Source organism: Pseudomonas sp. HB05 (assembly GCF_016756915.1).
Taxonomy (GTDB): Bacteria; Pseudomonadota; Gammaproteobacteria; order Pseudomonadales; family Pseudomonadaceae; genus Aquipseudomonas; species Aquipseudomonas alvandae.
Genome location: NZ_JAESPG010000039.1, coordinates 1 through 26433 on the forward strand (window position 1 = coordinate 1; position 26433 = coordinate 26433).

Genomic DNA, 26433 nt, shown 5'->3' on the forward strand with positions numbered 1-26433 from the left:
AAGCCCGCTCCCACAGGGAAATGCATTCCCCTGTGGGAGCGGGCTTGCTCGCGAAGGCGGCCGTCCATGCGCCGCAAAAAATTAGCCATTACCCGGCACATCCGGCCAAAGGTCCGCCACCAGGAATGCCCGCTCGGCTTCTTCCCATTCGCCCTCGGCATTCTCGGTCAGACGCACCATCAATTGCGCCGGTGCCATCGGGTCGAGGGCGGTTCGCCAGGCGTCCAGTTGCGCCTCGGTCCACACCTGCTCCGCAGGGTAACGGGCCGGCGCGAGCCAGGCGGCGCGGGGCAGGGGTTGCCAGTGCCCAGGCGGTCGCTGGGCGACGAATCCGGACCAGTCGCGCTGGTGCAGCCAACGGCCGCGCAAATGCCTGGGGTGCGCGCCGCTCGGTGGTTCGGCCTCGCCCGGCCACGGGTAAAGCAGGTATCCACCGAGCCAAAGGTGCGAGCGAAACGATTCGATGCCCAGCGCCGCCAAGGCCTCGCGGCTCTCTGGGCGTGCGGAAATCGGCAATTGGTGCTCATGCAGGTGCGCCAATTTACGGTCCAGGCGATCATGGCAGCCGGGGCCGAGCCATTGCGCAGTGTCGAGCCCGTTGCCTTGCTGCGGGCCCAGGTACAGCTTGATCGCCAGCTCCAGGTGATGAACACCTTCGCCGTCACGCAGCAGCAAATCCAACTCCCCCAGCGTATGACCCTCGCGACGAATCGGCAGGTTCGCCGCGATCCACTCGATGCCCGGTGCGTGCTGCACGGCAAATTGCCACAACCTTTCGTAATACAGGCCCAGGCGCCGTGTCCGGCCCTGGGACAGGCATTGCAGCAGCGGGTAGCTGTCGCGGTCCAGTTGGCGCAGCCAGTGTTCCAGCCGGTGCGGCTGCTGCACCCAGTCGCTGCCCGCCAGGGGATGACGCTGGGGCCAAGGGGTGTCGATGAGCATCGGCGGCGCGATGATCACCCACGCCAAGTCCCGCACTTCGGGATGGCGCAGGCGGCGGGGCAGGTCGAGTAATTCAGGGAACAGGATCATCTTGCGAGCATAGCCGTTGCGCTGGAGGCTTAAAGAATTTTGTCTATAGAGCGCTTTCGCCCATAATCGGGTTTTTCGCCCGTCGCAGACCCTCGCAGGAGCCCCATGGAGCAATTTCGCAATATCGGCATCATCGGTCGCTTGGGCAGTTCACAGGTGCTGGACACCGTTCGCCGTCTCAAGCGCTTCCTCCTGGAGCGGCATCTGCATGTGATCCTCGAAGACACCATCGCCGAAGTGCTGCCCGGTCACGGCCTGCAAACGTCTTCGCGCAAGATGCTCGGCGAAGTCTGTGACATGGTCATCGTCGTCGGTGGCGACGGCAGCCTGCTGGGCGCCGCCCGGGCGCTGGCGCGGCACAATATCCCGGTGCTGGGGATCAACCGCGGCAGCCTGGGGTTCCTCACCGATATCCGCCCTGATGAGCTGGAGGTCAAGGTCGCCGAAGTGCTGGACGGCCACTACCTGGTGGAAAACCGCTTCCTGCTGCAAGCCGAGGTCCGTCGTCACGCCGAGGCCATCGGCCAGGGCGATGCCCTCAACGACGTAGTGCTGCACCCTGGCAAGTCCACGCGGATGATCGAATTCGAGTTGTACATCGACGGCCAGTTCGTCTGCAGCCAGAAGGCCGACGGCCTTATCGTCGCCACACCGACCGGTTCCACCGCATACGCGCTGTCGGCCGGCGGCCCGATCATGCATCCCAAGCTCGACGCTATTGTGATTGTGCCCATGTACCCCCATACCTTGTCTGGGCGACCCATCGTGGTCGATGGCAACAGCGAGCTGAAAATCGTCGTGTCCAAGGATATGCAGATCTACCCGCAAGTGTCGTGTGACGGCCAGAACCATTTCACCTGCGCGCCGGGTGACACCATCACCGTCAGCAAGAAAGCCCAGAAGCTGCGCCTGATCCATCCGCTGGATCACAACTACTACGAAGTCTGCCGGACCAAGCTCGGCTGGGGCAGTCGTCTGGGGGGTGGAGGCGACTGATGCTCGATCCCGCGCGCAGTTACGACCTGATCGGCGACGTGCACGGATGCGCCTTGACCCTGGAACACCTGCTGGACCGACTCGGTTACCACAAGCAGGGTGGGGTCTGGCGGCATCCGTCGCGCATGGCCGTGTTCCTGGGAGATATCATCGACCGTGGCCCGCGGATTCGCGAGGCGCTGCACATCGTCCATGACATGGTCGAGGCGGGCCAGGCGCTGTGCATCATGGGCAACCACGAATTCAACGCCCTGGGTTGGAGCACGCCGGCATTGCCGGGCAGTGGCCAGCGCTACGTGCGCGAACACACGCCGCGCCATGCCCGCCTGCTTAACGAGACCCTGACCCAGTTCGAACAGCACCCTGGCGACTGGCAGGATTTCCTCAAGTGGTTCTATGAGCTGCCGTTGTTTGTCGATGCCGGCCGTTTCCGCGTGGTTCACGCCTGCTGGGACGCGGGCCTGATCGAGCCCTTGCGCGGCCTGTTCCCGGATGGCTGCATCGACGAGCATTTCCTCCAGGCGTCGGCCGAGTCGGGCAGTTTCGCCTGTACCGTGTTCGACCGTCTGTTGCGTGGCACCGACATGCGTCTGCCCCACGGCATGACCCTGACGGGCGGCGACGGCCTGACGCGGGCGTTCTTCCGCACCAAGTTCTGGGAAGACAACCCGCAGACCTACGGCGACATCGTCTTCCAACCCGATGCGTTGCCAGAGCCGGTGGCGCGCACGCCATTGACCCCGGACGAGAAAAACAACCTGCTGCGCTACGGCGTCGATGAGCCGATGCTGTTCGTCGGGCATTACTGGCGCAGCGGCAAGCCCGCGCCGATCCGCCCGAACCTGGCGTGCCTGGACTACAGCGCGGTGCTCTACGGCAAATTGGTCGCCTATCGCCTCGACCAGGAAACCCGCCTCGACCCGCACAAGTTCGTCTGGGTCAACGTCGAGCGACCGGAGGTGGTGCGATGAGCGCCGTCGCCGTCCTGCGCTTGCCCCTGGGCGTGGACCTGAGTGGTTTCGTCAAGTTGCTGCAACGCATGCAAGTGCCCCATCGGGTCAGCGAAGAGGCCGGTGAGCAGGTGCTGTGGGTCCCGGATGAAATCAGCGAGGACGTGCGTTCGTTGTACGAGCGTTTTCCCGCTGGCGACCCCGACCAACAGCTGGAACTTCCGGACCTGGGTGGCACGTCCCGGCGCCCCGGGTTCGTCGCGCAGCTGACCCGCAGCCCGGTGACGGCCCTGGTGCTGTTGCTGAGCCTGATCGTCAGCGCCGTCACGCTGCTGGGGGAGAATCTCGAAACCTTGCGCTGGTTGACCTTCCTGGAGTTTCGCGTGGTTGGCGACTACATCCAGTTCACGCCGTTGGCCGATAGCCTGGCGGCGGGGCAGTGGTGGCGCCTGGTGACGCCGATGCTGATTCACTTCGGCTTCCTGCACATCGCCATGAACGGCATGTGGTATTGGGAGCTGGGGCGGCGGATCGAAGCGCGCCAGGGTGGCATCAACCTGTTGGGGCTGACGCTGCTGTTCAGCCTGGTCTCCAATTTCAGCCAGTATTTTTTCAGCGGTGCCACGCTGTTCGGCGGCTTGTCGGGTGTCTTGTACGGCCTGCTGGGGCATTGCTGGATCTACCAACTGCTCGCGCCGAACCCGGCGTATCGCTTGCCCCGTGGGGTGTTAGTGATGATGCTGGTGTGGTTGCTGCTGTGCCTGTCCGGCCTGGTCTCGTTGATCGGTTTTGGTGAGATCGCCAACGCGGCCCACGTCGGCGGGCTGCTCGTCGGCTGCTTCACCGGGCTGTTGGGCGGGCTCTTCGCTCGCCGTAAAATGGCCCTCTGACTGGCGCCTGTGTCTATTTGAGAATGCGCGATTGCGCGGAGAACCCATGTCTTCCTTCAATGAAATGATCCAGAACATCACCCCCGACATCTACCGCAGCCTGAAGCTGGCCGTGGAAATCGGTAAATGGGCCGATGGCAATAAGCTCACCGCCGAGCAGCGCGAGCTATCCCTGCAGGCGATGATCGCCTGGGAAATCCAGAACTTGCCCGAAGAAGAGCGCACCGGTTACATGGGGCCCCAGGAATGCCAGTCGAAAGCCACCGAAGTGCCGAATATCCTGTTCAAGTCGGACGCCATCCATTGATCGAGATCGGCCGCGGTGCAATCAGCAAGATGTCGGCACGCCTGGACGGGCCGACCGTTCAATACGCCTTTCGCCTGGGCGATGTCGAGGTGCCGGTCAATCCGTTGATCGGCAGCACGATTCGCCTGGAATACCTCGGTGCGATCCATTGCACCCATTGCGGGCGCCGGACCAAGACCAGCTTCAGCCAGGGTTATTGCTACCCGTGCATGACCAAGCTGGCCCAGTGTGACCTGTGCATCATGAGCCCCGAACGTTGCCATTTCGACGCCGGTACTTGTCGAGATCCGGCCTGGGGCGAGCAGTTCTGCATGACCGACCACGTGGTCTACCTGGCCAATTCGTCGGGCGTGAAGGTCGGCATCACCCGCGCCACGCAACTGCCGACCCGCTGGCTCGACCAGGGCGCGAGCCAGGCCCTGCCGATCCTGCGGGTTGCGACCCGCCAGCAGTCGGGCTTCGTCGAAGACCTGTTTCGCTGCCAGGTGGCCGACAAGACCAACTGGCGAGCCTTGCTCAAGGGCGACGCGGCGGCGGTGGACCTGCCCGCCATCCGCAATTCACTTTTTGAAAGCTGCGCCCAGGGCTTGCAGGGGCTTCAGGAACGATTCGGCTTGCAGGCGATCCAGACCATAGCGGACGTCGAACCGATCGAGATCCGTTATCCGGTGCAGCAATATCCGGCCAAGATCGTCAGCTTCAACCTGGACAAGAACCCGATCGCCGAAGGCACGCTGCTGGGAGTCAAGGGCCAGTACCTGATTTTCGACACTGGCGTGATCAATATTCGTAAATACACGGCTTACCAGCTCGCCGTGCATCAGTAGAAGGATTCGACCCATGCGCACCGAACAACCGAAGATGATCTACCTGAAGGACTATCAGGCCCCCGAGTACCTGATCGACGAGACGCACCTGACCTTCGAGTTGTTCGAGGACCACAGCCTGGTCCATGCGCAACTGGTGATGCGCCGCAACCCCGAGCGCGGTGCCGGTTTGCCGCCGCTGGTGCTCGACGGCCAACACCTGGAGTTGCTGTCGATCAAGCTCGACGACGCCGACCTGGGGCAGGGTGACTATCAACTGGATGACAGCCACCTGAGCTTGCAGCCCAAGACCCAGGCTTTCACCGTCGACACCACCGTGCGCATTCATCCGGAAACCAACACCGCCCTGGAAGGCCTGTACAAGTCCGGCAGCATGTTCTGCACCCAGTGCGAGGCCGAAGGTTTTCGCAAGATCACCTATTACCTCGACCGTCCGGACGTGATGAGCAAGTTCACCACCACCTTGGTGGCCGAGCAGCACAGCTATCCGGTGCTCCTGTCCAACGGCAACCCGATTGCCAGCGGCCCCGGCGAAGACGGTCGGCACTGGGCGACCTGGGAAGACCCGTTCAAGAAACCCGCCTACCTGTTTGCGCTAGTGGCCGGTGACCTGTGGTGCGTCGAAGACACCTTCACCACCATGACCGAACGCACCGTGGCGCTGCGCATCTACGTCGAGCCGGAAAATATCGACAAGTGCCAGCACGCCATGACCAGCCTGAAGAAGTCGATGCGCTGGGACGAAGAGGTGTACGGGCGCGAGTACGACCTGGACATCTTCATGATCGTCGCGGTCAACGACTTCAACATGGGCGCCATGGAGAACAAGGGCCTCAATATCTTCAACTCCAGCGCCGTGCTGGCCCGCGCCGAGACCGCCACCGACGCCGCGCACCAGCGGGTCGAGGCGATCGTTGCCCACGAATACTTCCATAACTGGTCCGGCAACCGCGTGACCTGCCGCGACTGGTTCCAGTTGTCGCTCAAGGAAGGTTTCACGGTGTTCCGCGACGCCGGTTTCTCGGCGGACATGAACTCGGCCACCGTCAAGCGCATCCAGGATGTGGCGTACCTGCGCACCCACCAGTTTGCCGAAGACGCCGGCCCGATGGCCCACCCGGTGCGCCCGGACAGCTTCATCGAGATCTCCAACTTCTACACCCTGACCGTGTACGAAAAGGGCTCGGAAGTGGTCGGCATGATCCACACCCTGTTGGGCGCCGATGGCTTCCGCAAGGGCAGCGACCTGTACTTCGAGCGCCACGACGGCCAGGCCGTGACCTGCGACGATTTCATCAGGGCCATGGAAGACGCCAACGGGGTCGACCTGAGCCAATTCAAGCGCTGGTACAGCCAGGCCGGTACGCCACGGCTGGCGGTCAGCGAGACTTACGACGCCGCAGCCAAGACCTACAGCCTGACCTTCCGCCAGAGCTGCCCGCCAACGCCGGACAAGGCGGAAAAACTGCCGTTCGTGATTCCGGTCGAGTTGGGCTTGCTGGCCAGCAATGGCGCCGAGATGCCCCTGCGCCTGAGCGGCGAAGCGGCGGCCAGCGGCACAACCCGCGTGATCTCGGTGACCGAAGCCGAGCAGACCTTCACCTTCGTCGATGTCGCTGAAAAGCCTCTGCCTTCCTTGCTGCGTGGTTTCTCGGCGCCGGTGAAGCTGAGCTTCCCGTACGACCGCGACCAACTGATGTTCCTGATGCAGCACGACAGCGACGGCTTCAACCGCTGGGATGCCGGCCAGCAATTGTCGGTGCAGGTGTTGCAGGAACTGATCGGCCAGCATCAGCAGGGCGAGAGCCTGGTGCTCGACCCGCGACTGGTCAGCGCGTTGCGCACGGTGTTGTCGGACGATTCCCTGGATCAGGCGATGGTCGCCGAAATGCTCTCGCTGCCAAGCGAAGCCTACCTCACCGAAATCAGCGAAGTGGCGGATGTCGAGGCGATCCACACCGCCCGCGAATTCGCTCGCCAGCAACTGGCCGACAGCCTGTTCGAAGCCTTGTGGTTGCGCTACGAAGCCAATCGCGACCTGTCCCGGCGCACGCCATACGTGGCCGAGGCCGAGCATTTCGCCCGTCGCGCGTTGCAGAACATCGCGCTGTCGTACCTGATGCTGACCGACAAGCCGGAAGTGCTGAGCGCGACGCTTGAGCAGTTCGACACCGCCGACAACATGACCGAGCGCCTCACGGCGCTGGCGGTGCTGGTCAACTCGCCGTTCGAGACCGAGAAGGCCAAGGCGCTGGAAGTGTTTGCGGAAAACTTCAAGGGCAGCCCGCTGGTCATGGACCAGTGGTTCAGCGTCCAGGCGGGCAGCCCGTTACCGGGTGGGCTGGCGCGGGTCAAGGCCTTGATGGAACACCCAGCGTTCAATATCAAGAACCCGAACAAGGTGCGGGCGCTGATCGGCGCGTTTGCCGGGCAGAACCTGATCAACTTCCACGCCGCCGACGGCTCGGGCTACCGCTTCCTGGCGGACCTGGTCATCCAGCTCAATGGCTTCAACCCACAGATCGCCTCGCGGCAACTGGCGCCGCTGACCCGCTGGCGCAAATACGACAGCGCCCGCCAGGCGCTGATGAAGGCCGAGCTGGAACGCATCCTGGCGTCCGGCGCGCTTTCCGCCGATGTGTTCGAGGTGGTGAGCAAGAGCCTGGCTTGACCGGGATTCGCATTGCCTTTTGTGGCGAGGGAGCTTGCTCCCGCTGGCCTGCGAAGCAGGCCCGATCCTGATTTCACTTTCGCTGCAAATAGCGGGTGGACCAAGGTCAGGGAGTCCTTCGGCCTCCAGCGGGAGCAAGCTCCCTCGCCACATCCATCACCCTCGCGAATGTCTTCTGATTCACCCTTGGCCGATATCCTACCCGGTTAACAAAAGATAACGTGGCGTCGATTGTCAGACCTTTCGAAAGCCCGATAGGATAGGTTCCGCTTGCCAAGTGGCTCTAGATTGCAGGTTTCAGGGCTATGCTCCGAGACAGGCAACGTACCAGGCCATAACAATAATAATGGGGGTAAGGTCTATGAATGAGCCTGTCATGGCTGCGGGCCGCTGCCGGCCGCCGATGCTGCGCCGTGTCGCGTTGCTGGCCTCGGCGCTGTCGCTGCTGGGCTCTGTCGTGTTGTCGGCACCGGTGCTCGCGGTGGCGGCGTCGACGTCCGATGTCATCTATTCCGTCGAATCGGCCAAGGCCAGCAAGACCCTGATGCTCGATGTGGTGCAGGCCGGCCAGCGCCTGGTGGCGGTCGGTGACCGGGGGCATATCGTCTATTCCGATGACCAGGGAAAGTCCTGGACCCAGGCCAAGGTGCCAACCCGTCAATTGCTCACCGCCGTGTTTTTCGTCGATGACAAGCACGGCTGGGCCGTGGGGCACGACGCACAGATCCTTGCCAGCGAAGACGGCGGCAGCACCTGGACCAAACAATTCGAAGACCTGCCCCGTGAAGCGCCGTTGCTGGATATCTGGTTCCAGGACGCCAGCCGTGGATTCGCGGTGGGTGCCTATGGCGCGCTGTACGAGACCACCGACGGCGGCAAGCACTGGGAAGACGCCAGCGACCGCCTCGACAATGAAGACCAATACCACCTCAATGCCATCGCCGCCGTGAAGGATTCCGGGCTGTTCGTCGTCGGCGAGGCCGGCAGCATGTTCCGCTCCGCCGACTGGGGGCAGACCTGGGAAAAACTCCAGGGGCCGTATGAAGGCTCGCTGTTTGGCGTCATTGGCACCGCCCAACCTTCGACGCTGTTGGCCTATGGCCTGCGCGGCAATCTTTACCGTTCCGTCGATTTCGGCACGACGTGGGAGCAGGTCGAGCTCAAGGCGGCTCGTGGCGCGCTGGAGTTCGGCTTGTCGGGCGCGACGCTGTTGGCGGACGGCTCGATCGTGATCGTCGGCAATGGTGGCAGCGTGATCCGCAGCACCGACGACGGCGTGACGTTCAGTGTGTTCAACCGCCCCGACCGTATTTCCGTAGCAGCCGTCACGGCGGCGGGCAACGGCAACCTGATCCTGGCGGGACAGGGCGGCGTTCGCGCCACCACGTCCACTGGCGCCGAACTGAGCAAATGAGCCGGGCCTGTCAGACGGGCACAATAACAATAAGGCGGACCCCATGAGCAGTCATCACCAAGACAAGGCGACATTCCTCGAACGCCTGATTTTCAACAACCGCCCGGCAGTGATCGTCATTTGCCTGCTGGTCAGCATTTTCCTGTTCTGGCAGGCCACGCTGATCCGGCCGTCCACCAGCTTCGAAAAAATGATCCCCCTCGAGCACCCTTTCATCGAGAAAATGCTCGAACACCGCAACGACCTGGCGAACCTGGGCAACACGGTGCGCATCTCCGTGGAAGCCACTGACGGCGACATCTTCTCCAAGGATTACATGGAGACCCTGCGCCAGATCCACGATGAAGTCTTCTATATTCCGGGTGTCGACCGTTCCGGGCTCAAGTCGCTGTGGAGCCCGAGCGTGCGCTGGACCGAGGTGACGGAGGAGGGCTTTGCCGGCGGCGAGGTGATTCCCCAGAGCTACGACGGCTCGGCCGACAGCCTCGACCTGTTGCGCAACAACGTGCTCAAGTCCGGCCAGGTCGGGCGCCTGGTGGCCAACGATTTCAAATCGAGCATCGTCGACATTCCGCTGCTGGAGTCCTACCCGGACCCGCAAGACCAAGGCAAGTTGCTCGCCCTGGACTACCGCAAGTTCTCCCATGAGCTGGAAGACAAGATCCGCAACAAGTTCGAAGCCCAGAATCCCAATGTGCAGATCCACATCGTCGGTTTCGCGAAGAAAGTCGGCGACCTGATCGATGGCCTGGTCATGGTGGTGATGTTCTTCGGCGTGGCCTTCGTGATTACGCTGATCCTGCTGTACTGGTTCACGAACTGCATGCGCAGCACCGTCGCCGTGTTGAGCACCACCCTGGTGGCGGTGGTCTGGCAATTGGGGCTGATGCACGCGGCGGGGTTTGGCCTGGACCCTTACTCGATGCTGGTACCGTTCCTGATCTTTGCCATCGGCATCTCCCATGGCGTGCAGAAAATCAACGGCATCGCCTTGCAATCCAGCGAGGCGGACAACGCCCTGACCGCAGCGCGACGCACCTTCCGCCAGTTGTTCCTGCCGGGCATGATCGCGATCCTCGCCGATGCCGTCGGTTTCATCACCCTCTTGATCATCGACATCGGCGTGATTCGCGAACTCGCCATCGGCGCCTCCATCGGCGTGGCGGTCATCGTGTTCACCAACCTGATCCTGCTGCCGGTGGCGATTTCCTACGTCGGCATCAGCAAGCGGGCCGTGGAGCGCAGCAAGAAAGACGCGACCCGCGAGCATCCGTTCTGGCGCACGCTGTCGAACTTCGCCAGCGCCAAGGTCGCACCGGTATCGATTGCCCTGGCCGTGCTCGCGTTTGGCGGCGGCCTCTGGTACAGCCAGAACCTGAAGATCGGCGACCTCGACCAGGGGGCGCCGGAGCTGCGCCCGGACTCGCGCTACAACCAGGACAACAATTTCATCATCAGCAATTACTCCACCAGCTCCGACGTACTGGTGGTGATGGTCAAGACGAAGGCCGAAGGCTGCTCGCGCTATGAGGCCATGGCGCCGATCGATGAACTGATGTGGAAGATGCAGAACACCGAAGGCGTGCAGTCGGCGATTTCCCTGGTGACCGTGTCCAAGCAAATGATCAAGGGCATGAACGAGGGCAACCTGAAATGGGAAACCCTGTCGCGCAACCCTGACGTGCTCAACAGTTCCATCGCCCGGGCCGATGGCCTGTACAACAACAGCTGTTCCCTGGCGCCGGTGCTGGTGTTCCTCAACGATCACAAGGCCGAAACCCTGGACCGCGCAGTGAAGGCGGTGCAGGACTTTGCCAAGGACAACAACCGCGATGGCCTGGAGTTCATCCTGGCTGCCGGCAATGCGGGCATCGAGGCTGCCACCAACGAAGTGATCAAGGAATCGGAATTGACCATTCTGGTCCTGGTTTATATCTGCGTGGCGACCATGTGCATGATCACTTTCCGTTCCTGGGCTGCGACGCTGTGCATCGTGCTGCCGCTCGTGTTGACGTCGGTGCTGGGCAACGCGCTGATGGCGTTCATGGGCATTGGGGTGAAGGTCGCGACCCTGCCGGTGGTTGCGCTGGGGGTGGGGATTGGCGTGGACTATGGCATTTACATCTACAGTCGCCTGGAAAGCTTCCTGCGCGCCGGCTTGCCGTTGCAGGAAGCGTATTACCAGACGTTGAAGTCCACTGGCAAAGCCGTGTTGTTCACCGGCTTGTGCCTGGCCATCGGCGTATGCACCTGGATCTTCTCGGCCATCAAGTTCCAGGCGGATATGGGCTTGATGTTGACGTTCATGTTGCTGTGGAACATGTTCGGCGCGCTGTGGCTGCTGCCGGCTTTGGCGCGGTTCCTGATCAAGCCTGAGAAGCTGGCGGGGCAGAAGGGCAATTCGTTGTTTGCCCATTGATCGAGGATAGAACCGGCATAGCGAGCGCTGGTGGAAAACCCATGTGGGAGCGAGCTTGCTCGCGATAGCGGCGTGACAGTCAATGAAGGTGTTGAATGTCTGTCCGCTATCGCGAGCAAGCTCGCTCCCACAGGTTTTTATGTGCAGGCGATCACGGTGCCAACGGTAGGAACCTGCTTTGCGCCAGCGGTCTGCCAAGCTGCCCACGATGCACGTTCACCACCGCATACGGGCTGTCAGCCTTGGCAAGCAGCGAATGGTAGTGTTCCCGGCGTTGTTCCTTGATCTTGAGATGCGCGACGCTGTAATCGGTTTTCGGCGTGTCGGCCTTCTCATAATGAAAGTGGGCGTACCAGAGGGGAAAACCGTTTCGGTCGTTGATGGCGTATTCCTGCAGGAAATCCTGGCGGGTTCCTTTCAACGCCTTGCGTTCGCCAAGTTTGGCGACCTGTATCAGGTTCTTTTCGAAGAGATACCGAAGGTTGCCGTCGGTGGGTGGCAGTAGCAGGCTCAATTCGGTGCGCAGGGCAGCGCCCCTGGCGGTCAGTTTGGAAATGGCATCGGCCAATTGCTGGCCCAGCGTCTCATCCGCCGCTGTGCGAGGTGTTGTCGAGGCCGTGAAGGCCCGGTCAAGCTCATCGGAGAGCGCACGGAAGCGACTGGCTTCGTTGTTCATGATCTCCTCGATTTCTTGAGGATGACGGCAGAGTTTCTTGTAGCCTTCGGCATGTTGCAGGCGTTTTTCCAACTGACCCAGTAGTTTTCGCGCATCGCCCTTGATCGCACCGACAGGTCTGGTCCTGGGGGCGGGGGCCGGGGTTGGCTGGCGGATGTCAACGGGATCCCAGACGTCGTCGTGACGTGAATAGGTGGACAGCACTTGGTTGTCGACTTCGGAACGCAGTTCGACGACTTCTATTCCCAAGGTTGTACCCGCCGGCTTCAGGTCGCCGATCAGAACGCCATTCTTGCGAGTCTTGATCACCTTTTTCTTGAAACGCTCATGGGACGCTTCAGGACGTTTGGGCGGACTTACGTGTGGCGTTGGCTCGGGCTTGATCTCTGCGGCCAGTTTTTGGGACGCGTCCTGATACAGGCCATCGAGCAGTTTCAGCAGCCTGTCGAAGTAGGACTCGTTGAGGTCGTCAAAATAGAGGGCCTTCATGCCGTGCAATGCGTCCAGGGCCTCGCCATAGTGCTCCGTCAAGCTTTCCAGCACCTGGAATTGCTCCGTTGCGGACAGCTGGTATTGCTTGAAGTCGGAGTGGGAGCGAATCTGTTCACCCAAGGGTTTGATGATGCGATAGAGGCTATCGGGCAGGTCAGTCTCGGGATGTTTGATGGCCAGCAATGGAAGAATCGCCAACTGCATGGCTTTGGTGGACGTTGAGCTTCTTTCGTTCAACGGGCGGTCGCGGGTCAAGCGATCGAACGCCTGGGCGCCCACGGAGTCCAGGTTCAGCAACTCCTCCAGATACTTGTCCTTGAGCTCCAGCCAGTGGATTGCAAGATCATTGGCTTCGCATGTTGCTCGAAGAAACGCCAGGTAGCCCTTCATGTCCGAAGCCGCAGCTTTTTCGGCCTGCTTTCCCATGAATTGGGGATTGGCGCGATTGAGGGCCCTCCCGTCCATTTCGACCATCAAGAAGGCCTTGCGCGCATTGTTGATGACGTTTTCCATCAGATTGCGGATGTCCGCGGAGGGCAGGTCGATATTCAGCCTTTTACGTTCGGGCACGCTGTCCAGCAGCCCCACGTATTTGTCGATCTGTTCTTTGAGCAGGTCATGGAATATCTTTCGTTTGGACGCGCGTTGTTCCTCGGTGTAGGCGCTTCCTTCTTCCATCCTCGTCATGACGTTCTGGGCGATGTCCTGGGCCCTCTGTTGTTCGGCCTCCTGCCCCATGACGGTCATCAAATCGTTGAGCAGTTCGTCTTTCCTTTGGGCGTTGAGGCGCCTTTGCTCGGTGACGCGCTTGGGCATTCCGCCTCGCAAACGCAGCCGCAAATCCACGGACCAGATGCCTCGATCGTCCGATTGCAGCAACGGTCCCATTTGCGATGGACTTTGTGGGTCGACAATCATCACGCTGCCGTCCGCTTCCGGTGTCACTCGATAGAGGCGTTCTTCGACGAGCGCATGCCATCTGTGATCGATTACATACAGGCCGGTGAGCGGGCCGTAGTTGATCGGTTCGGGCAGCCTGGCGGGGCGCGGGACTTGCTTGCTATATAGGCGGATGCGCTGCTCGGACGTCAGGCGATGGCGGGCGCTGGCGAAGCTGAAATCGAAGTTCGAGCCTGGACCCTCCGCCCCAGGCAGGGCGATGGGGGCTTCGAGGACTTCGGGAGAGGCGGGCGCAGGCCATTGCTCGGCAACAATGCGCTTGGCGGGGGGTTGCATCGCCTGGTTCTTCGTTTCAGCGGACACGAGGGGACGGGAAGGCGCGCGGATGGCGTGGAATTGGCTCACCAGCATGGCCAGATTAACCAGAAAATCGACGGCGGCCTGTTCCCTGGTGGCTGGGTCTTCGCTGTTCAAGGCGGGGATATCCTGGCTCGCACTGGCCATCAGGCTCCACAGCCAGACGCTGGCCATCGCCGGGCCGCGCAGCAGGGGAAACAGCAGTGTATTGAACAGCAGGCTGCCACCCTTCAGGAGCACTGCCCAGCGGCTTTCGCTGTTGGAGACAGAGTTTCGGTCGGCCTGGCTGATGAGGGCCCGGGCATTGCAACCGTAGAGATATTCCATCAGTTTGCCGTTGCGCAGGTATTGCAGCAGTTCATCTTCATTACTGTCGATGGCGAGCGTGGCCGGGGCGGGTCTTTCGGGCACGCTGAATTCGTCGCCCTGGAAGAAATGCACAATATGTGGCTCCGCGAAGCCACCGTTGGCATACACCGGGCGTGCGGTATCGGACATCCAGGTCAACACGCTGCCCTGCAAATCCCCGGCGCTGGCAATGGCCTGCAGCATTGCCTGGCGCGTCGCAAACTCCAGCAACGAGGGGGCGTACAAGGGGCGATACAGCAGATGCGGACCGGTTTGAGCGTCTTGCCCCTCGACAATGAACATATTGGTCACGACGTCGGGCCTGGCCTGAGGCTTGCGCAGGAAGGCCAGGTGACGAATGACCACGGCACGCCCGCCGACCTGCCGACTCTCGGCGTCGGGCTGAAGAACCGCCTCTATCAGGCGCAGCCCTTGGCGGGTCATGCCGTTTTTGTTGTCGAGCATCTGTTGCAGCGCCTCGAGCGGCAACTGTGCCGGGATCTGTTCGGCAAACATCCGCTGGTAGTCCTGCGCTTGAGGTGAGTCGCTCAACAGTTCGTCTTGCAGGTAGCGAGGGTAAGTCGTGCCGATATCGACCTGCTCGACAAGCCCGCCTCGGCGGGTAATGAGGTCGGGCGTCAACCATGCGGGCAGCGTCCGGCCCTGGCGATGGCTGAGCTTGAGATGTCCACTGGGGCGAGCGACGAGATTGTCGATGGCCAATCGAGTCAGGCTCATGGTCCTTTTTTCGCTGATGCCAGCGGTCCCGGGAAACCCGGCTGAGACGGTGAAGATCAGTTCCACATCGTCGGGGTGAAAATGACTTGGGAGAGCCTTGGTCGGACTGCTGTCGTTGATTTTCTCCATTCGCGCAAGCAGTGCGTCGGCTGTGAAAGTCTTGATGTCGCGGAGATGGGTTCGGTCCTGGTCGCGTTTCTTCACGCTGGCCAGCGCCAGGCTGTAGCGCTGGAATTTCGTTCGGTCGGCGAGGGAGGCATTCTTCAGCCATTCGGGCAGCAGCGGTTCAAGTTGTGTCGATGCTTGAGGCGCGAGACGTGGGACATCGCCTAGAGAGTAGGCGGGGTCGCTCAGCTCGTCATAGAGAGCCTTGAGGTTCGGCAGGCCGATCCGGGCGGGCAGCTTTACCGTCTGCAGATCAGTCAGTTGTTGCTCCAATATCATGGCCGCCTGGATATCGAAGGCGTCGCCGCTGATCTCGTGGCGTTGGCAGGTAACGGTGTCGACGGCATAACGCTTGGCAATCTGCGCGCGCCAATGGCTGTCGAAAGCCTGGATCGACTCGAAGGACTGCACGGTGCTGCCGGGCTTGGAAAGCAAAATGAGCAGCCCGTCGCGGGTGTAATGAAGCATCAGGATTCCACTGCTGGGCAGCACGGTGCGGGTGACGCCCTGGGTGATGATGCTCTCCAGATGGTAGACATAGACGGGTGACGCATTTTGCTTGGAGCGTTGGTCACGGTCTGGCCAGCGGACGACCTGATCCAGGGCCCCGCGTTCCGGCTCACTCAGTCCAGCCTGTTGCAACCCGTGGACATGCAGCATGTTCTTGAGGGTGTCGCTGAGCCATTGCCAGCGGCTGATACGGCTGTCGGATTCGCCTTGGGGCGCACGGTCAATGTCGGTATTCCAATAACGGATCAGGGCATCTGCCAGGCCGATGGGTACCGTCCAAGGCAGCTCTGATAAACAGTCTTCGATGACTTTTATGTCCAGGCGCGCATCGTTCGCCTGCAGCCGACGTGGGGCGTCGTCGCTGAGATAGCAATCGTAACTTCCCTGCGAACTGAAATCGATGGGCGTGCCGAGGGCGAGGTAATCAAGCACCCGGGGCATGAAGGGTTGAAAGTGCCAGGTACGTGCGTTCATATCCGGAGACGCGAGTTGGGTCTTGGACAGATCGATGTTCAACGTCGGGTACTTGGTGTTGATGGCTTGTTCGAGCAAGCGTTGCGCGACCTGCTCGAAGGTCGGGCGCGAGGCGAATGGCTGGCTGACGTTTTGCGCAAGGGCGGACGGGCCACCAGTTGGGGAAGGCGAGGTCATAAAAATCCTTTTCCTTGACTATGGTCGTCGGGATGACGACGAATCCAGTGTCGGGATTTCAATCCTCTGCGTGCGGTATATAGGTACTACCCCGTAGGGCATGCGTTGTGTCAGGCGCGGTCGGGGTCGCTGCCCAGCACCACATTCAAAGCGCTGCGGGCATCGTCCAGTTGCACCAGCGTGGCATGGCGCGCGCCGAGGGCGTCGCGGTTCTCGATGGCGGTGAGGATCGCCTTGTGCCGCGGCATCGCCAGCTCATGCAGGTTGGGCCGCTGGTTGGAGTGCTTGAGGGCTTCGGCGATCGCCACGGACAACATATTGCAGAGGTTGGCGAGCAGGTCGTTGTGGGTGGCGTCGGCGATGCGGCTGTGGAAATCCAGGTCCGGTTGCAGCAGGGCTTCGGGGGTCGGGGCCGCCTCCATGCGCTGGTAGGCTTCGTTGATCGCGGCGATGTCTTCATCGGTGGCGAACTGGGCGGCGAGGGCAGCCGCCGCCGGTTCGATGATGCTGCGCACGCTGGTGAGCAGGCCGAAAAATTCGTTCTGCGGGCTGCTCTGCATCAGCCAGTGCAGCACGTCCGGATCGAGCATGTGCCATTCCCGCCGGGCCTTGACCACCGTGCCCACGCGAGGACGCGAATAAACCAGGCCCTTGGCGACCAGCACCCGCGTGGCTTCGCGCAACACCGGGCGACTGACCGCGTACTCTTCGCACAACAAGGCTTCGGCGGGCAGTTTGTCGTCCGGCTTGAAGCGCCCGGAGACGATCTGCATGCCCAGTTCCTGGACGATGCGCGCATGCATGCTTTTGCGGTCTGAGGGTTTGCGGTAATCCATGGGACGCGGCGCGATCCTGTAGGCGAGGGGAGTGCTGCGCATGATAGCAGGCGCGGCGATGGCGGGTCGCTAGTGCGAGTTTTCGGATAGATGCAGATCCCTTGTGGGAGCGAGCTTGCTCGCGATAACGGTGGGTCAGTCAGCAATGATCCGGCTGATCCGACGCCATCGCGAGCAAGCTCGCTCCCACAGGGAGGTGACGGGGTCAATGAGAGTGACGCGGCACCTCGGCGCCACGGCAGCCCACCAGGAAGTCGAAGTCGCAACCCTGGTCCGCTTGCAGCACATGGTCGATGTACAACTGGCGATAGCCGCCCACCAACAATTGCTGCGGTGGCGCGAGGTCGGCCAGGCGCGCGGCGAGTTCGGCGTCCGGGATGTCCAGGTGCAGGCGGCCGCTGGCGCAGTCGAGTTCGATCCAGTCGCCTTCTTTCACGGCGGCCAACGGTCCGCCGGCCGCGGCTTCCGGCGCCACGTGCAGGACCACGGTGCCGTAGGCGGTGCCGCTCATGCGTGCATCGGAAATACGCACCATGTCCGTCACACCCTGGGCCAGCAGCTTGGCCGGCAAGCCCATGTTGCCGACTTCGGCCATGCCTGGATAACCTTTCGGCCCGCAGTTTTTCATCACCAGGATCGAGTCGGCGTCGACATCGAGTTCCGGGTCGTTGATCCGTGCCTTGTACTCGTCGAAATTCTCGAATACCACCGCACGGCCGCGATGCTGCATCAGTTCGGCGGTGGCGGCGGAAGGCTTGAGCACCGCGCCGAGTGGCGCCAGGTTGCCGCGCAATACGCAGATGCCGCCGTCGGCACGGATCGGGTTGTCCAGGGTGCGGATGACTTCGTCCTGGCCGTAGATCGGTGCGTCCTTGGTGTTTTCGCCGAGGCTCTTGCCGTTGACCGTCAGTGCGTTCGGGTGCGGGATCAGGTTCGCTTCGCCGAGACGACGGAGCACGGCGGGCAGGCCACCGGCGTAGTAGAACTCTTCCATCAGGAAGCGCCCGGACGGCTGCAAGTCGACGATGGTCGGCATGCCGCGGCCGATGCGGGTCCAGTCGTCGAGGTCCAGTTGCACGCCGATGCGTCCGGCGATGGCCTTGAGGTGGATCACCGCGTTGGTCGAACCGCCAATGGCGGCGTTGACGCGGATGGCGTTTTCGAAGGCTTCCTTGGTCAAGATCTTCGACAGTTTCAGATCTTCACGGACCATTTCCACGGCACGCATGCCGGACATGTGGGCGAGCACATAACGACGGGCGTCCACTGCCGGAATCGCGGCGTTGTGGGGCAGGGAGGTGCCGAGGGCTTCGGCCATGCACGCCATGGTCGACGCCGTGCCCATGGTGTTGCAGGTGCCGGCCGAGCGGGACATGCCGCCCTCGGCCGCGAGGAAATCGTCGATGGTGATGGTGCCGGCCTTGACCTGTTCGCTCAACTGCCACACCACGGTGCCCGAGCCGATGTCCTGGCCCTTGTGCTTGCCGTTGAGCATCGGCCCGCCGGTGACGACGATGGCGGGCACGTCGCAGCTGGCGGCGCCCATCAGCAAGGCCGGGGTGGTCTTGTCGCAGCCGGTGAGCAACACCACACCGTCAATCGGGTTGCCGCGAATTGCCTCTTCCACGTCCATGCTCGCCAGGTTGCGCGTCAGCATGGCGGTGGGGCGCAGGTTCGATTCGCCGTTGGAGAACACCGGGAATTCCACCGGGAAGCCCCCGGCCTCGATCACGCCGCGCTTGACGTGTTCGGCGATCTGCCGGAAGTGCGCGTTGCACGGCGTCAGCTCCGACCAGGTGTTGCAGATACCGATGATCGGCTTGCCGTGGAACTGATGGTCGGCAATGCCCTGATTTTTCATCCAGCTGCGGTACATGAAGCCGTTCTTGTCGGCAGTGCCAAACCATTGGGCCGAGCGCAGGGAGGGTTTCTTATCAGACATGATCGATTCTCTTATTGTATGACTATATTGTTCGAGCTGAAGCGTAACATAAGCGCAATTTGCGCGGTTTGGAAGTGTTGTTGGGTAAATAGTATTACTATATAGTCCGATTCAACGGAGGGGTTGTCCTGGCGGTCATTCGCGAGAGAAATCCCCCGAGGTTCTATAACAACAACAATCGGAGACCGGTCCCATGAGCCAGGAATTGCGGCTTATACGTCGCATCACCCTCAAACTGATTCCCTTCCTGATCCTGCTGTACCTGATCGCCTACGTGGACCGCTCTGCGGTGGGCTTTGCCAAGCTGCATATGGGCGCCGACATCGGCATCGGCGACGCCGCCTACGGCTTGGGCGCGGGGCTGTTTTTCATTGGTTACTTCCTGCTGGAGATTCCCAGCAACCTGATGCTGGAACGCTTCGGTGCGCGGCGCTGGTTCGCCCGGATCATGATCACCTGGGGCGCCATCACCATCGGCATGGCCTTTGTGCAGGGCCCGCACAGTTTCTATGTGATGCGCTTTTTGCTGGGCGCGGCCGAAGCCGGATTCTTCCCGGGCGTGCTGTACTACATCACCCAATGGTTCCCGGTGCGCCATCGCGGCAAGATCCTCGGCCTGTTCATTCTTTCCCAACCCATCGCGATGATGATCACCGGCCCGGTGTCCGGTGGCTTGCTGGGCATGGACGGCATCCTTGGCCTGCACGGCTGGCAGTGGCTGTTCATCGTCATCGGCCTGCCGGCGGTGCTGTTGACCTGGCCGGTGCTGCGCTACCTGCCGGATGGCCCGCAACAAGTGAAATGGATGGACCAGGCCGAGAAGGACTGGCTGACCGGCGAGCTGCAGAAAGACTTGCAGGAATACGGCCAGACCCGCCACGGCAATCCGCTCCATGCGCTGAAGGATAAACGTGTGTTGCTGCTGGCGCTGTTCTACCTGCCCGTGACCTTGAGCATCTATGGGCTGGGCCTGTGGTTGCCGACGCTGATCAAGCAGTTCGGTGGCAGCGACCTGGTGACCGGTTTTGTCTCTTCGGTGCCGTATATCTTCGGCATCATCGGCCTGCTGATCATTCCGCGCAGCTCCGACCGCTTGAATGACCGCTACGGTCACTTGGCCGTGTTGTACGTGCTCGGTGCCATCGGCCTGTTCCTCAGCGCCTGGCTGTCGGTGCCGGTGTTGCAACTGGCGGCGCTGTGCCTGGTGGCGTTCGCGCTGTTTTCCTGCACGGCGGTGTTCTGGACCTTGCCGGGACGGTTCTTTGCCGGCGCCAGTGCGGCGGCGGGCATTGCGCTGATCAACTCGGTGGGCAACCTCGGCGGCTACATCGGGCCGTTCGTGATCGGTGCGCTGAAGGAATACACCGGCAACCTGGCCTCGGGGCTGTATTTCCTGTCCTGCGTGATGGTGTTCGGCCTGGTGCTGACCGGCGTGGTCTATCGCCTGCTGGAGCGCAAGCATGTGCTGCCGGCGGATCAGTTCGCGGCCAGTGCCCGGGGGGCGACGCGTACCTGAAATTATTGCAATTGTGAAAGAGAGCTTTTGTGGCGAGGGAGCTTGCTCCCGCTCGACTGCGCAGCAGTCGCAAAACACGCGCTGTGTTTTGCCTGAATAAATGCGGTGCCTGGAGTTGGGGGGGCTTCGCCCCCCAGCGGGAGCAAGCTCCCTCGCCACAAAAGCCTGCTACGCCTATTCAAGTTTTGTTTACAGGGAGAAAACCCATGCGTTTAGTTCAGTTCGAATTGAGTCACGGCGAGCGCCGCGTCGGTGTGGTCGACGGCGATCAAGTGCGCGAAGTACAGGGCGCCAACACGGTGCGTGAGCTGGCGCTGGCCGCTATCGAAGCGGGCGTGAAGCTCGAGCAGCAGGTCAACGGCCTGGGCTTGGGGGCGAGCCATGACTATGCGCAATTGCTCGGCGAGCTGCGCATCCTGCCGCCGTTGGACCACCCGGACCCGGCGCACCTGTTGGTCAGCGGCACCGGCCTGACTCACCTCGGCAGCGCCTCGGCCCGGGACAAGATGCACCAGCAGGCCGGCGACGAAGCGACGATGACCGACACCATGCGCATCTTCAAGTGGGGCGTCGAGGGTGGCAAGCCACAGGCCGGGCAGGCCGGCGTGCAACCGGAATGGTTCTACAAGGGTGACGGCAGCATCGTGGTCCGCCCGGGCCATCCGTTCCCGCTGCCACCGTTTGCCGAAGACGCTGGCGAAGAGCCGGAGATCAGCGGCCTGTACGTCATCGGCCACGACGGCAAGCCGTATCGGCTGGGCTTTGCGGTAGGCAACGAATTCTCCGACCACGTCATGGAACGCAAGAATTACCTGTACCTGGCCCATTCGAAACTGCGCAGTTGCAGTTTTGGTCCGGAACTTCGCGTGGGTGAACTGCCTCAACATCTGTCCGGGACCAGTCGTATCCTGCGCAACGGCGAAGTGCTGTGGCAGAACGAATTCCTCAGCGGCGAGGCGAACATGTGCCACAGCCTCGAAAACCTGGAATTCCACCACTTCAAGTACAGTCAGTTCCTGCGTCCGGGGGACGTGCACGTTCACTTCTTCGGCACCGCGACGCTGTCGTTCGCCGACGGCATCCGCACCCAGCCGGGGGATGTATTCGAGATCAGCCAGGCCGAGTTCGGCGCGCCGCTGGTCAATGGCATTGCCCCGGTGGACGCGGTATTCAATCCGGGTACTATCGGCACACTTTGAGAGGAGACTTGCGATGAACCAGATCCTTGGCCACAACTACATCGGCGGGGCGCGCAGCGCGGCCGGCCAGACTCGCCTGCAGAGCGTCGACGCCAGCACCGGCGAGGCCTTGCCCCATGATTTCGTCCAGGCTACGGCACAAGAAGTCGACGCCGCCGCCAAGGCCGCTGCGGCGGCTTATCCGACGTATCGCAGCCTGAGTGCGGCGCGTCGGGCCGAGTTCCTCGACGCCATCGCCGATGAACTGGACGCCCTGGGCGATGAGTTCGTCGCCGTGGTCTGCCGTGAAACCGCCTTGCCAGCCGCCCGGATCCAGGGCGAGCGCGGTCGCACCAGCGGGCAGATGCGCCTGTTCGCCAAGGTCCTGCGTCGTGGCGACTTCTACGGCGCCCGCATCGACCGCGCCTTGCCGGAGCGCACGCCGCTGCCGCGTCCGGACCTGCGTCAATACCGCATCGGTCTCGGCCCGGTGGCGGTGTTCGGTGCGAGCAACTTCCCGCTGGCATTTTCCACTGCCGGCGGTGATACCGCCGCCGCGTTGGCCGCCGGTTGCCCGGTAGTCTTCAAGGCCCACAGCGGCCACATGGCAACCGCCGAGCACGTGGCCGATGCGATCATCCGCGCGGCAGAGAAAACTTCGATGCCTGCGGGTGTGTTCAACATGATCTACGGCGGTGGCGTCGGCGAATGGCTGGTCAAGCATCCGGCGATCCAGGCCGTCGGTTTTACCGGCTCCCTCAAGGGCGGGCGCGCCCTGTGCGATATGGCCGCCGCGCGGCCCCAGCCGATCCCAGTGTTTGCCGAAATGTCGAGCATCAACCCGGTGATCGTTTTGCCACAGGCCTTGAAGAACCGTGCCGAGAGCGTTGCTCGCGACCTGACCGCTTCGGTGGTGCAGGGTTGCGGCCAGTTCTGCACCAACCCTGGCCTGGTGATCGGCATTCGCTCGCCGGAGTTCACCGCTTTCACCCAGCAGGTGGCGACGCTGATCGGCGACCAGGCGCCGCAGACCATGCTCAACGCCGGTACGCTGCAAAGCTACGGCAAGGGTTTGCAGAAACTCCTGGCTCACCCAGGCATCGAGCGTCTGGCCGGTCGCGACCAACAGGGCAATCAGGCCCAGCCGCAATTGTTCAAGGCTGACGCCAGCCTGCTGATCAACGGTGACGAGGCCTTGCAGGAAGAGGTCTTCGGCCCGACCACGGTGTTCGTCGAAGTGGCGGACCAGGCGCAACTGACTGCTGCCCTGAACGGCCTGCACGGCCAACTCACCGCGACGATGATTGGCGATCCGGCGGACTTCGAACAGTTCGGCGAATTGACGCCGCTGCTGGAACAGAAAGTCGGCCGTATCTTGCTCAACGGTTACCCAACCGGCGTCGAGGTGTGTGATTCGATGGTCCATGGCGGCCCTTATCCAGCGACGTCCGATGCCCGTGGCACCTCGGTGGGCACGCTGGCGATCGATCGCTTCCTGCGTCCGGTGTGCTTCCAGAACTACCCGGACAATCTGTTGCCGGAACCGCTGAAGAACGCCAACCCGCTGGGGATCCTGCGGTTGGTGGATGGGGTGCCGGGGCGCGAGGCGCTTTGAGAGTCAGGCAGTTCCATTGAGGTTGATGGACTGCCGTCATCGCGAGCAAGCTCGCTCCCACAGGGGTTTTTTTTTGAATGCAAAAGTTGTGTTCGCGGAAGATCCAATTGTGGGAGCGAGCTTCCAAATCGAAAGTGCCTTCGAACCTTATGGCCCAAGCCCCACTCTGACATTGGGTTATCATGCTGGCTTTCCCAATGACCGACTGATCGCCATGACTGCCCTGACCGACACCCTGCTGCAAGCCCTCGAACACTGCGACATGCTGATCATCGATGGGCTGCACGCATTCGATTTCTCCCTCGACGAGCAGGACCAGTTGCACGTCGAGTGCATGAACGGTCGCACCCTCGAACACTGGCGTTTCACGCCTGCACAGATGCAAGCCGCGACCTTCGACAAAGCCCTGAAGCATTGGATCATCACCAGCGATTCGGGCGATCACCACCTGGAATGCGTGGAAGCGACCAGCGGCCACGACGATGAGGACTCCGATCATGAAGATGCGTAGTTTCTGGCCCTTGTTGATGGCCGGCAGCGTCGGCGCCATGGGCGTCCAGGCCGACACCAGCGATCGTCATCAATTGCTGGTGGGTTCCTACACCGCCGGGCAGAGCCAGGGCATCTACCGATTGCAGTTCGACAGCCGCACCGGCCAGCTCGACGCCAACCCGTTGCAAGTGATCAAGACCGATAACCCTTCCTGGCTGACCTTGTCCAAGGACATGACGCGACTGTTCGTCGTCAACGAAAACGGGCCGGGCCAGAAGGACCCGGTGGGCAAGGTCAGCAGCTATGCCATCGACCCGAAGACCCATGAGCTGAGCCTGATCAACCAGGTGCAGTCCCTGGGCAACGAGCCGACCCATTCCAGCTTGAGCCTGGACGGCCAGCATTTGCTGGTGAGTAATTATTCCGTCCTGGAGAACCCGGGCGGCACTTTGGTGGTGCTGCCGGTGGGCGTGGACGGCAAGCTGGCGCCGGTGGTGCAAGCGGGCGGCCATCAGCCGAGTCGGGTCAATCCCGAGCGGCAGAAGTCCGGCCATGTGCATTCGGCGGTGCCTTCACCCGATGGCAAGTATGTGTTCGCCAACGACTTGGGGGCGGACAAGGTGTTTGTCTACCGCTACGACCCCAAGGCCAACCCCGAAATGCCGCTGACGCCAGCCGAACCGCCGTTCGTGCAGTTGCCGCCGGGTAGCGGGCCGCGTCACCTGTTGTTCAGTGGCGACGGCAAGCACGCCTGGCTGACGATGGAAATGACCGCCCAGGTCGCCGTATTCGATTACCAGGACGGTCGCCTGACCCAGCGCCAATTGGTCAATCTGGCCGACGGAAAACCCCAGCCGGGTAAAGCGGCGGCAGCGTTGCATGCCTCCAGGGATGGCAAGTTTCTCTATGTCAGCAATCGTGGCACCACCAATGAGCTCCTGGTGTTCGCCATTGACCCGACTGCTGGCACGCTGAAGGAGCTGCAACGGCGCTCCGTCGAGGGTGATCACCCCCGGGAGTTCAGCCTCGATCCGAGCGAAAAATTCATCCTGGTCGCCAATCAGAAGAGCAACCAGATCGTGGTCATCGAGCGCGATCCAAAGACCGGCCAGCTGGGCAAGACCGTCCAGAAGTTGCCGATGGATGCGCCGAGCGATTTGAAATTCCTCGTTCGTCAATAACGCGAAAGCCCCGATTCTCGGGGCCTTCGCCGTTGTATCAACGCGGCTGATAGTCGCTAGTATTACAAAGCATTTCAAGGCGAGACGCCTCGGCGCGTAAGTTTGCTTCACGGCCCCACCGGGCAAATCAGCCAACTGAATCCGAGGACTACCGCCATGAACCTGAATCTCTTCTCCGTCATCGCTGCTTCCGCCATCTCCGCCACCGTGGCATTGCCGGCCAGTGCCAGCGTCGAAATCAGCAACAAGCAAAACCGCACCCAGAGCTACACCGAGAAATACCTGCAACAGAGCGCCAACTTCTACGCGGCGCTGGACCACAAGACTCAACACTGAAACACGCTGACCACTGAAGCCTGCGATCTTTTCATCTCCCCATGCAGTTCCAGGAGAGACAAGATCGCAGGCTTCATGCGTTGGGGCGAAAAATTCCCGTTGTGATGTCACATGGCCATGTGTTTAAATTTGACGCTAGTTAAATGACACCTTTGCGCTAAGGATCGACACCATGGCGATGCGTCTGGCAGTGATGTTGCTGTTCCTTTATTCCACCCCGATTGTCTCGGCCGCCCAGCCCGTTCCCGGCGAACTGGAAGTGGCTCGGGAGCGGTTGTTGAGCTTGCTGAGCGACTGAAGGGGACTTTCTATCAATCAATAAAACTGATGGTGACTATGCATACTAGTCGCTACTCATAACGGTTTATTTGATTGATCCTGTGGGCATTCAAACATGCCCACGGAGAATCCCATGGCCAGCGCAATCCTGTCTTCTGCCAAACACGGCGCCTATATAGCCATTGGTTTCTATGTGGCGTTGGTGCTGCTGGTCAGTGTTGGAGCCCAGTATGAGGGCATCGTTGAGACCTCCCTGCAGGCTTCCACCCTTGGTCATCATCCAGTCTCCGCTGTCGCTGTTGAACAGGGCGCAGTGAAAGGAGCCGCCGGGGCATGAGCAGGTGCAAATTCTGGGTGATCGCCTTCCTGGCATTCATCACCAATGGTTTTTCCTTACTCGGAATGGGGCAGGCGTCGGCGGGGTCGTTGGCGCGGACGATCGAGTGCAACCACAACATCGCCCATAACATCCTCACCGCCCGGGCATTGGGCGTGTTGGTAGGGAATCCGCCGGTCAAGCCAAGGGTGGCGGTGTTTGGGCCGTTTCAAATTGATTGCGCCAGAGTGCGCATGTGCAGCGCCGAGGCTTGAACAGGTTGTCGAGCTGTGTGGCGAGGGACCTTGCTCCCGCTCGGCTCTGTAGGAGCTGGCGAAGCCTGCGATCTTTTGATCTTTCGCTTGATATTCAAGTGTCCTTGGAAAGATCGCAGCCTCG

Annotated in this window: 21 protein-coding genes; 17 read left to right on the top strand and 4 right to left on the bottom strand. The window is 61.6% G+C overall.

Annotated elements, in window-relative coordinates:
• Positions 1-81 precede the first annotated feature (81 nt).
• Positions 82-1032: a DUF1853 family protein gene (locus JMN22_RS24080; RefSeq protein WP_202335011.1), complete on the bottom strand. Its 951-nt coding sequence runs from the start codon at positions 1030-1032 to the stop codon at positions 82-84.
• A 105-nt stretch (positions 1033-1137) separates the two neighbouring features.
• Between JMN22_RS24080 and JMN22_RS24085 the strand changes: the two genes are divergently transcribed.
• The 8 genes from JMN22_RS24085 (at position 1138) to JMN22_RS24120 (ending at position 11506) form a co-directional block, all read left to right on the top strand.
• Positions 1138-2028 (top strand): NAD(+) kinase, encoded by an 891-nt coding sequence (locus tag JMN22_RS24085; protein WP_030142621.1) that lies wholly within the window; start codon positions 1138-1140, stop codon positions 2026-2028.
• Entirely contained in the window at positions 2025-2999 is a 975-nt protein-coding gene (locus JMN22_RS24090) for a metallophosphoesterase (protein ID WP_187293369.1), read from the top strand. Before JMN22_RS24085 ends, JMN22_RS24090 begins: the two co-directional genes overlap by 4 nt.
• Complete coding sequence (locus tag JMN22_RS24095; RefSeq protein ID WP_202335012.1) at positions 2996-3868, top strand: rhomboid family intramembrane serine protease; 873 nt, start codon at positions 2996-2998, stop codon at positions 3866-3868. Before JMN22_RS24090 ends, JMN22_RS24095 begins: the two co-directional genes overlap by 4 nt.
• 46 nt (positions 3869-3914) lie before the next feature.
• Complete coding sequence (locus JMN22_RS24100; RefSeq protein WP_030142618.1) at positions 3915-4175, top strand: YeaC family protein; 261 nt, start codon at positions 3915-3917, stop codon at positions 4173-4175.
• On the top strand, positions 4172-5002 hold the full coding sequence (locus JMN22_RS24105; RefSeq protein WP_202335013.1) for a DUF2797 domain-containing protein: 831 nt from the start codon (positions 4172-4174) through the stop codon (positions 5000-5002). Before JMN22_RS24100 ends, JMN22_RS24105 begins: the two co-directional genes overlap by 4 nt.
• Positions 5003-5015: 13 nt before the next feature.
• The gene (pepN, locus tag JMN22_RS24110; RefSeq protein WP_202335014.1) at positions 5016-7673 is read left to right on the top strand and encodes an aminopeptidase N; all 2658 of its coding nucleotides are present in this window, start codon (positions 5016-5018) and stop codon (positions 7671-7673) included.
• 361 nt (positions 7674-8034) lie between these two features.
• On the top strand, positions 8035-9087 hold the full coding sequence (locus tag JMN22_RS24115) for a YCF48-related protein (RefSeq protein WP_202335015.1): 1053 nt from the start codon (positions 8035-8037) through the stop codon (positions 9085-9087).
• Between the two features lie 43 nt (positions 9088-9130).
• Positions 9131-11506 (top strand): efflux RND transporter permease subunit, encoded by a 2376-nt coding sequence (locus tag JMN22_RS24120; protein WP_030142614.1) that lies wholly within the window; start codon positions 9131-9133, stop codon positions 11504-11506.
• Positions 11507-11657: 151 nt separating this feature from the next.
• On the opposite strand, the gene JMN22_RS24125 is transcribed toward JMN22_RS24120, so the two are convergent.
• From JMN22_RS24125 to JMN22_RS24135, 3 genes are all read right to left on the bottom strand, one after another.
• Positions 11658-16343 carry a dermonecrotic toxin domain-containing protein gene (locus JMN22_RS24125; protein WP_202335016.1) on the bottom strand — a complete coding sequence of 1562 codons (4686 nt, stop codon included), beginning with the start codon at positions 16341-16343 and terminating at the stop codon, positions 11658-11660.
• A 110-nt stretch (positions 16344-16453) separates the two neighbouring features.
• Positions 16454-17179 carry a FadR/GntR family transcriptional regulator gene (locus tag JMN22_RS24130; protein WP_202335017.1) on the bottom strand — a complete coding sequence of 242 codons (726 nt, stop codon included), beginning with the start codon at positions 17177-17179 and terminating at the stop codon, positions 16454-16456.
• A 205-nt stretch (positions 17180-17384) separates the two neighbouring features.
• Complete coding sequence (locus tag JMN22_RS24135; RefSeq protein WP_181290491.1) at positions 17385-19121, bottom strand: IlvD/Edd family dehydratase; 1737 nt, start codon at positions 19119-19121, stop codon at positions 17385-17387.
• A 193-nt stretch (positions 19122-19314) separates the two neighbouring features.
• Between JMN22_RS24135 and JMN22_RS24140 the strand changes: the two genes are divergently transcribed.
• From JMN22_RS24140 to JMN22_RS24175, 9 genes are all read left to right on the top strand, one after another.
• Positions 19315-20637 carry an MFS transporter gene (locus JMN22_RS24140; RefSeq protein WP_030142610.1) on the top strand — a complete coding sequence of 441 codons (1323 nt, stop codon included), beginning with the start codon at positions 19315-19317 and terminating at the stop codon, positions 20635-20637.
• Between the two features lie 206 nt (positions 20638-20843).
• Positions 20844-21836 carry an AraD1 family protein gene (araD1, locus tag JMN22_RS24145; RefSeq protein ID WP_030142609.1) on the top strand — a complete coding sequence of 331 codons (993 nt, stop codon included), beginning with the start codon at positions 20844-20846 and terminating at the stop codon, positions 21834-21836.
• 13 nt (positions 21837-21849) lie between these two features.
• Positions 21850-23430 carry an aldehyde dehydrogenase (NADP(+)) gene (locus JMN22_RS24150; protein WP_198798277.1) on the top strand — a complete coding sequence of 527 codons (1581 nt, stop codon included), beginning with the start codon at positions 21850-21852 and terminating at the stop codon, positions 23428-23430.
• Between the two features lie 214 nt (positions 23431-23644).
• Positions 23645-23941 (top strand): DUF5629 family protein, encoded by a 297-nt coding sequence (locus JMN22_RS24155; RefSeq protein ID WP_198798278.1) that lies wholly within the window; start codon positions 23645-23647, stop codon positions 23939-23941.
• Positions 23928-25103: a lactonase family protein gene (locus tag JMN22_RS24160; protein ID WP_198798279.1), complete on the top strand. Its 1176-nt coding sequence runs from the start codon at positions 23928-23930 to the stop codon at positions 25101-25103. Before JMN22_RS24155 ends, JMN22_RS24160 begins: the two co-directional genes overlap by 14 nt.
• Before the next feature lie 156 nt (positions 25104-25259).
• Positions 25260-25439, top strand: coding sequence for a hypothetical protein (locus tag JMN22_RS24165; RefSeq protein WP_030142605.1), 180 nt, complete (start codon positions 25260-25262; stop codon positions 25437-25439).
• A gap of 172 nt (positions 25440-25611) precedes the next feature.
• Entirely contained in the window at positions 25612-25737 is a 126-nt protein-coding gene (locus tag JMN22_RS26690) for a hypothetical protein (protein ID WP_256207078.1), read from the top strand.
• 114 nt (positions 25738-25851) lie between these two features.
• Entirely contained in the window at positions 25852-26055 is a 204-nt protein-coding gene (locus JMN22_RS24170; protein ID WP_030142604.1) for a hypothetical protein, read from the top strand.
• Positions 26052-26309 carry a hypothetical protein gene (locus JMN22_RS24175; protein WP_181290498.1) on the top strand — a complete coding sequence of 86 codons (258 nt, stop codon included), beginning with the start codon at positions 26052-26054 and terminating at the stop codon, positions 26307-26309. The genes JMN22_RS24170 and JMN22_RS24175 overlap by 4 nt, the downstream gene beginning before the upstream one ends.
• Positions 26310-26433 lie beyond the last annotated feature (124 nt).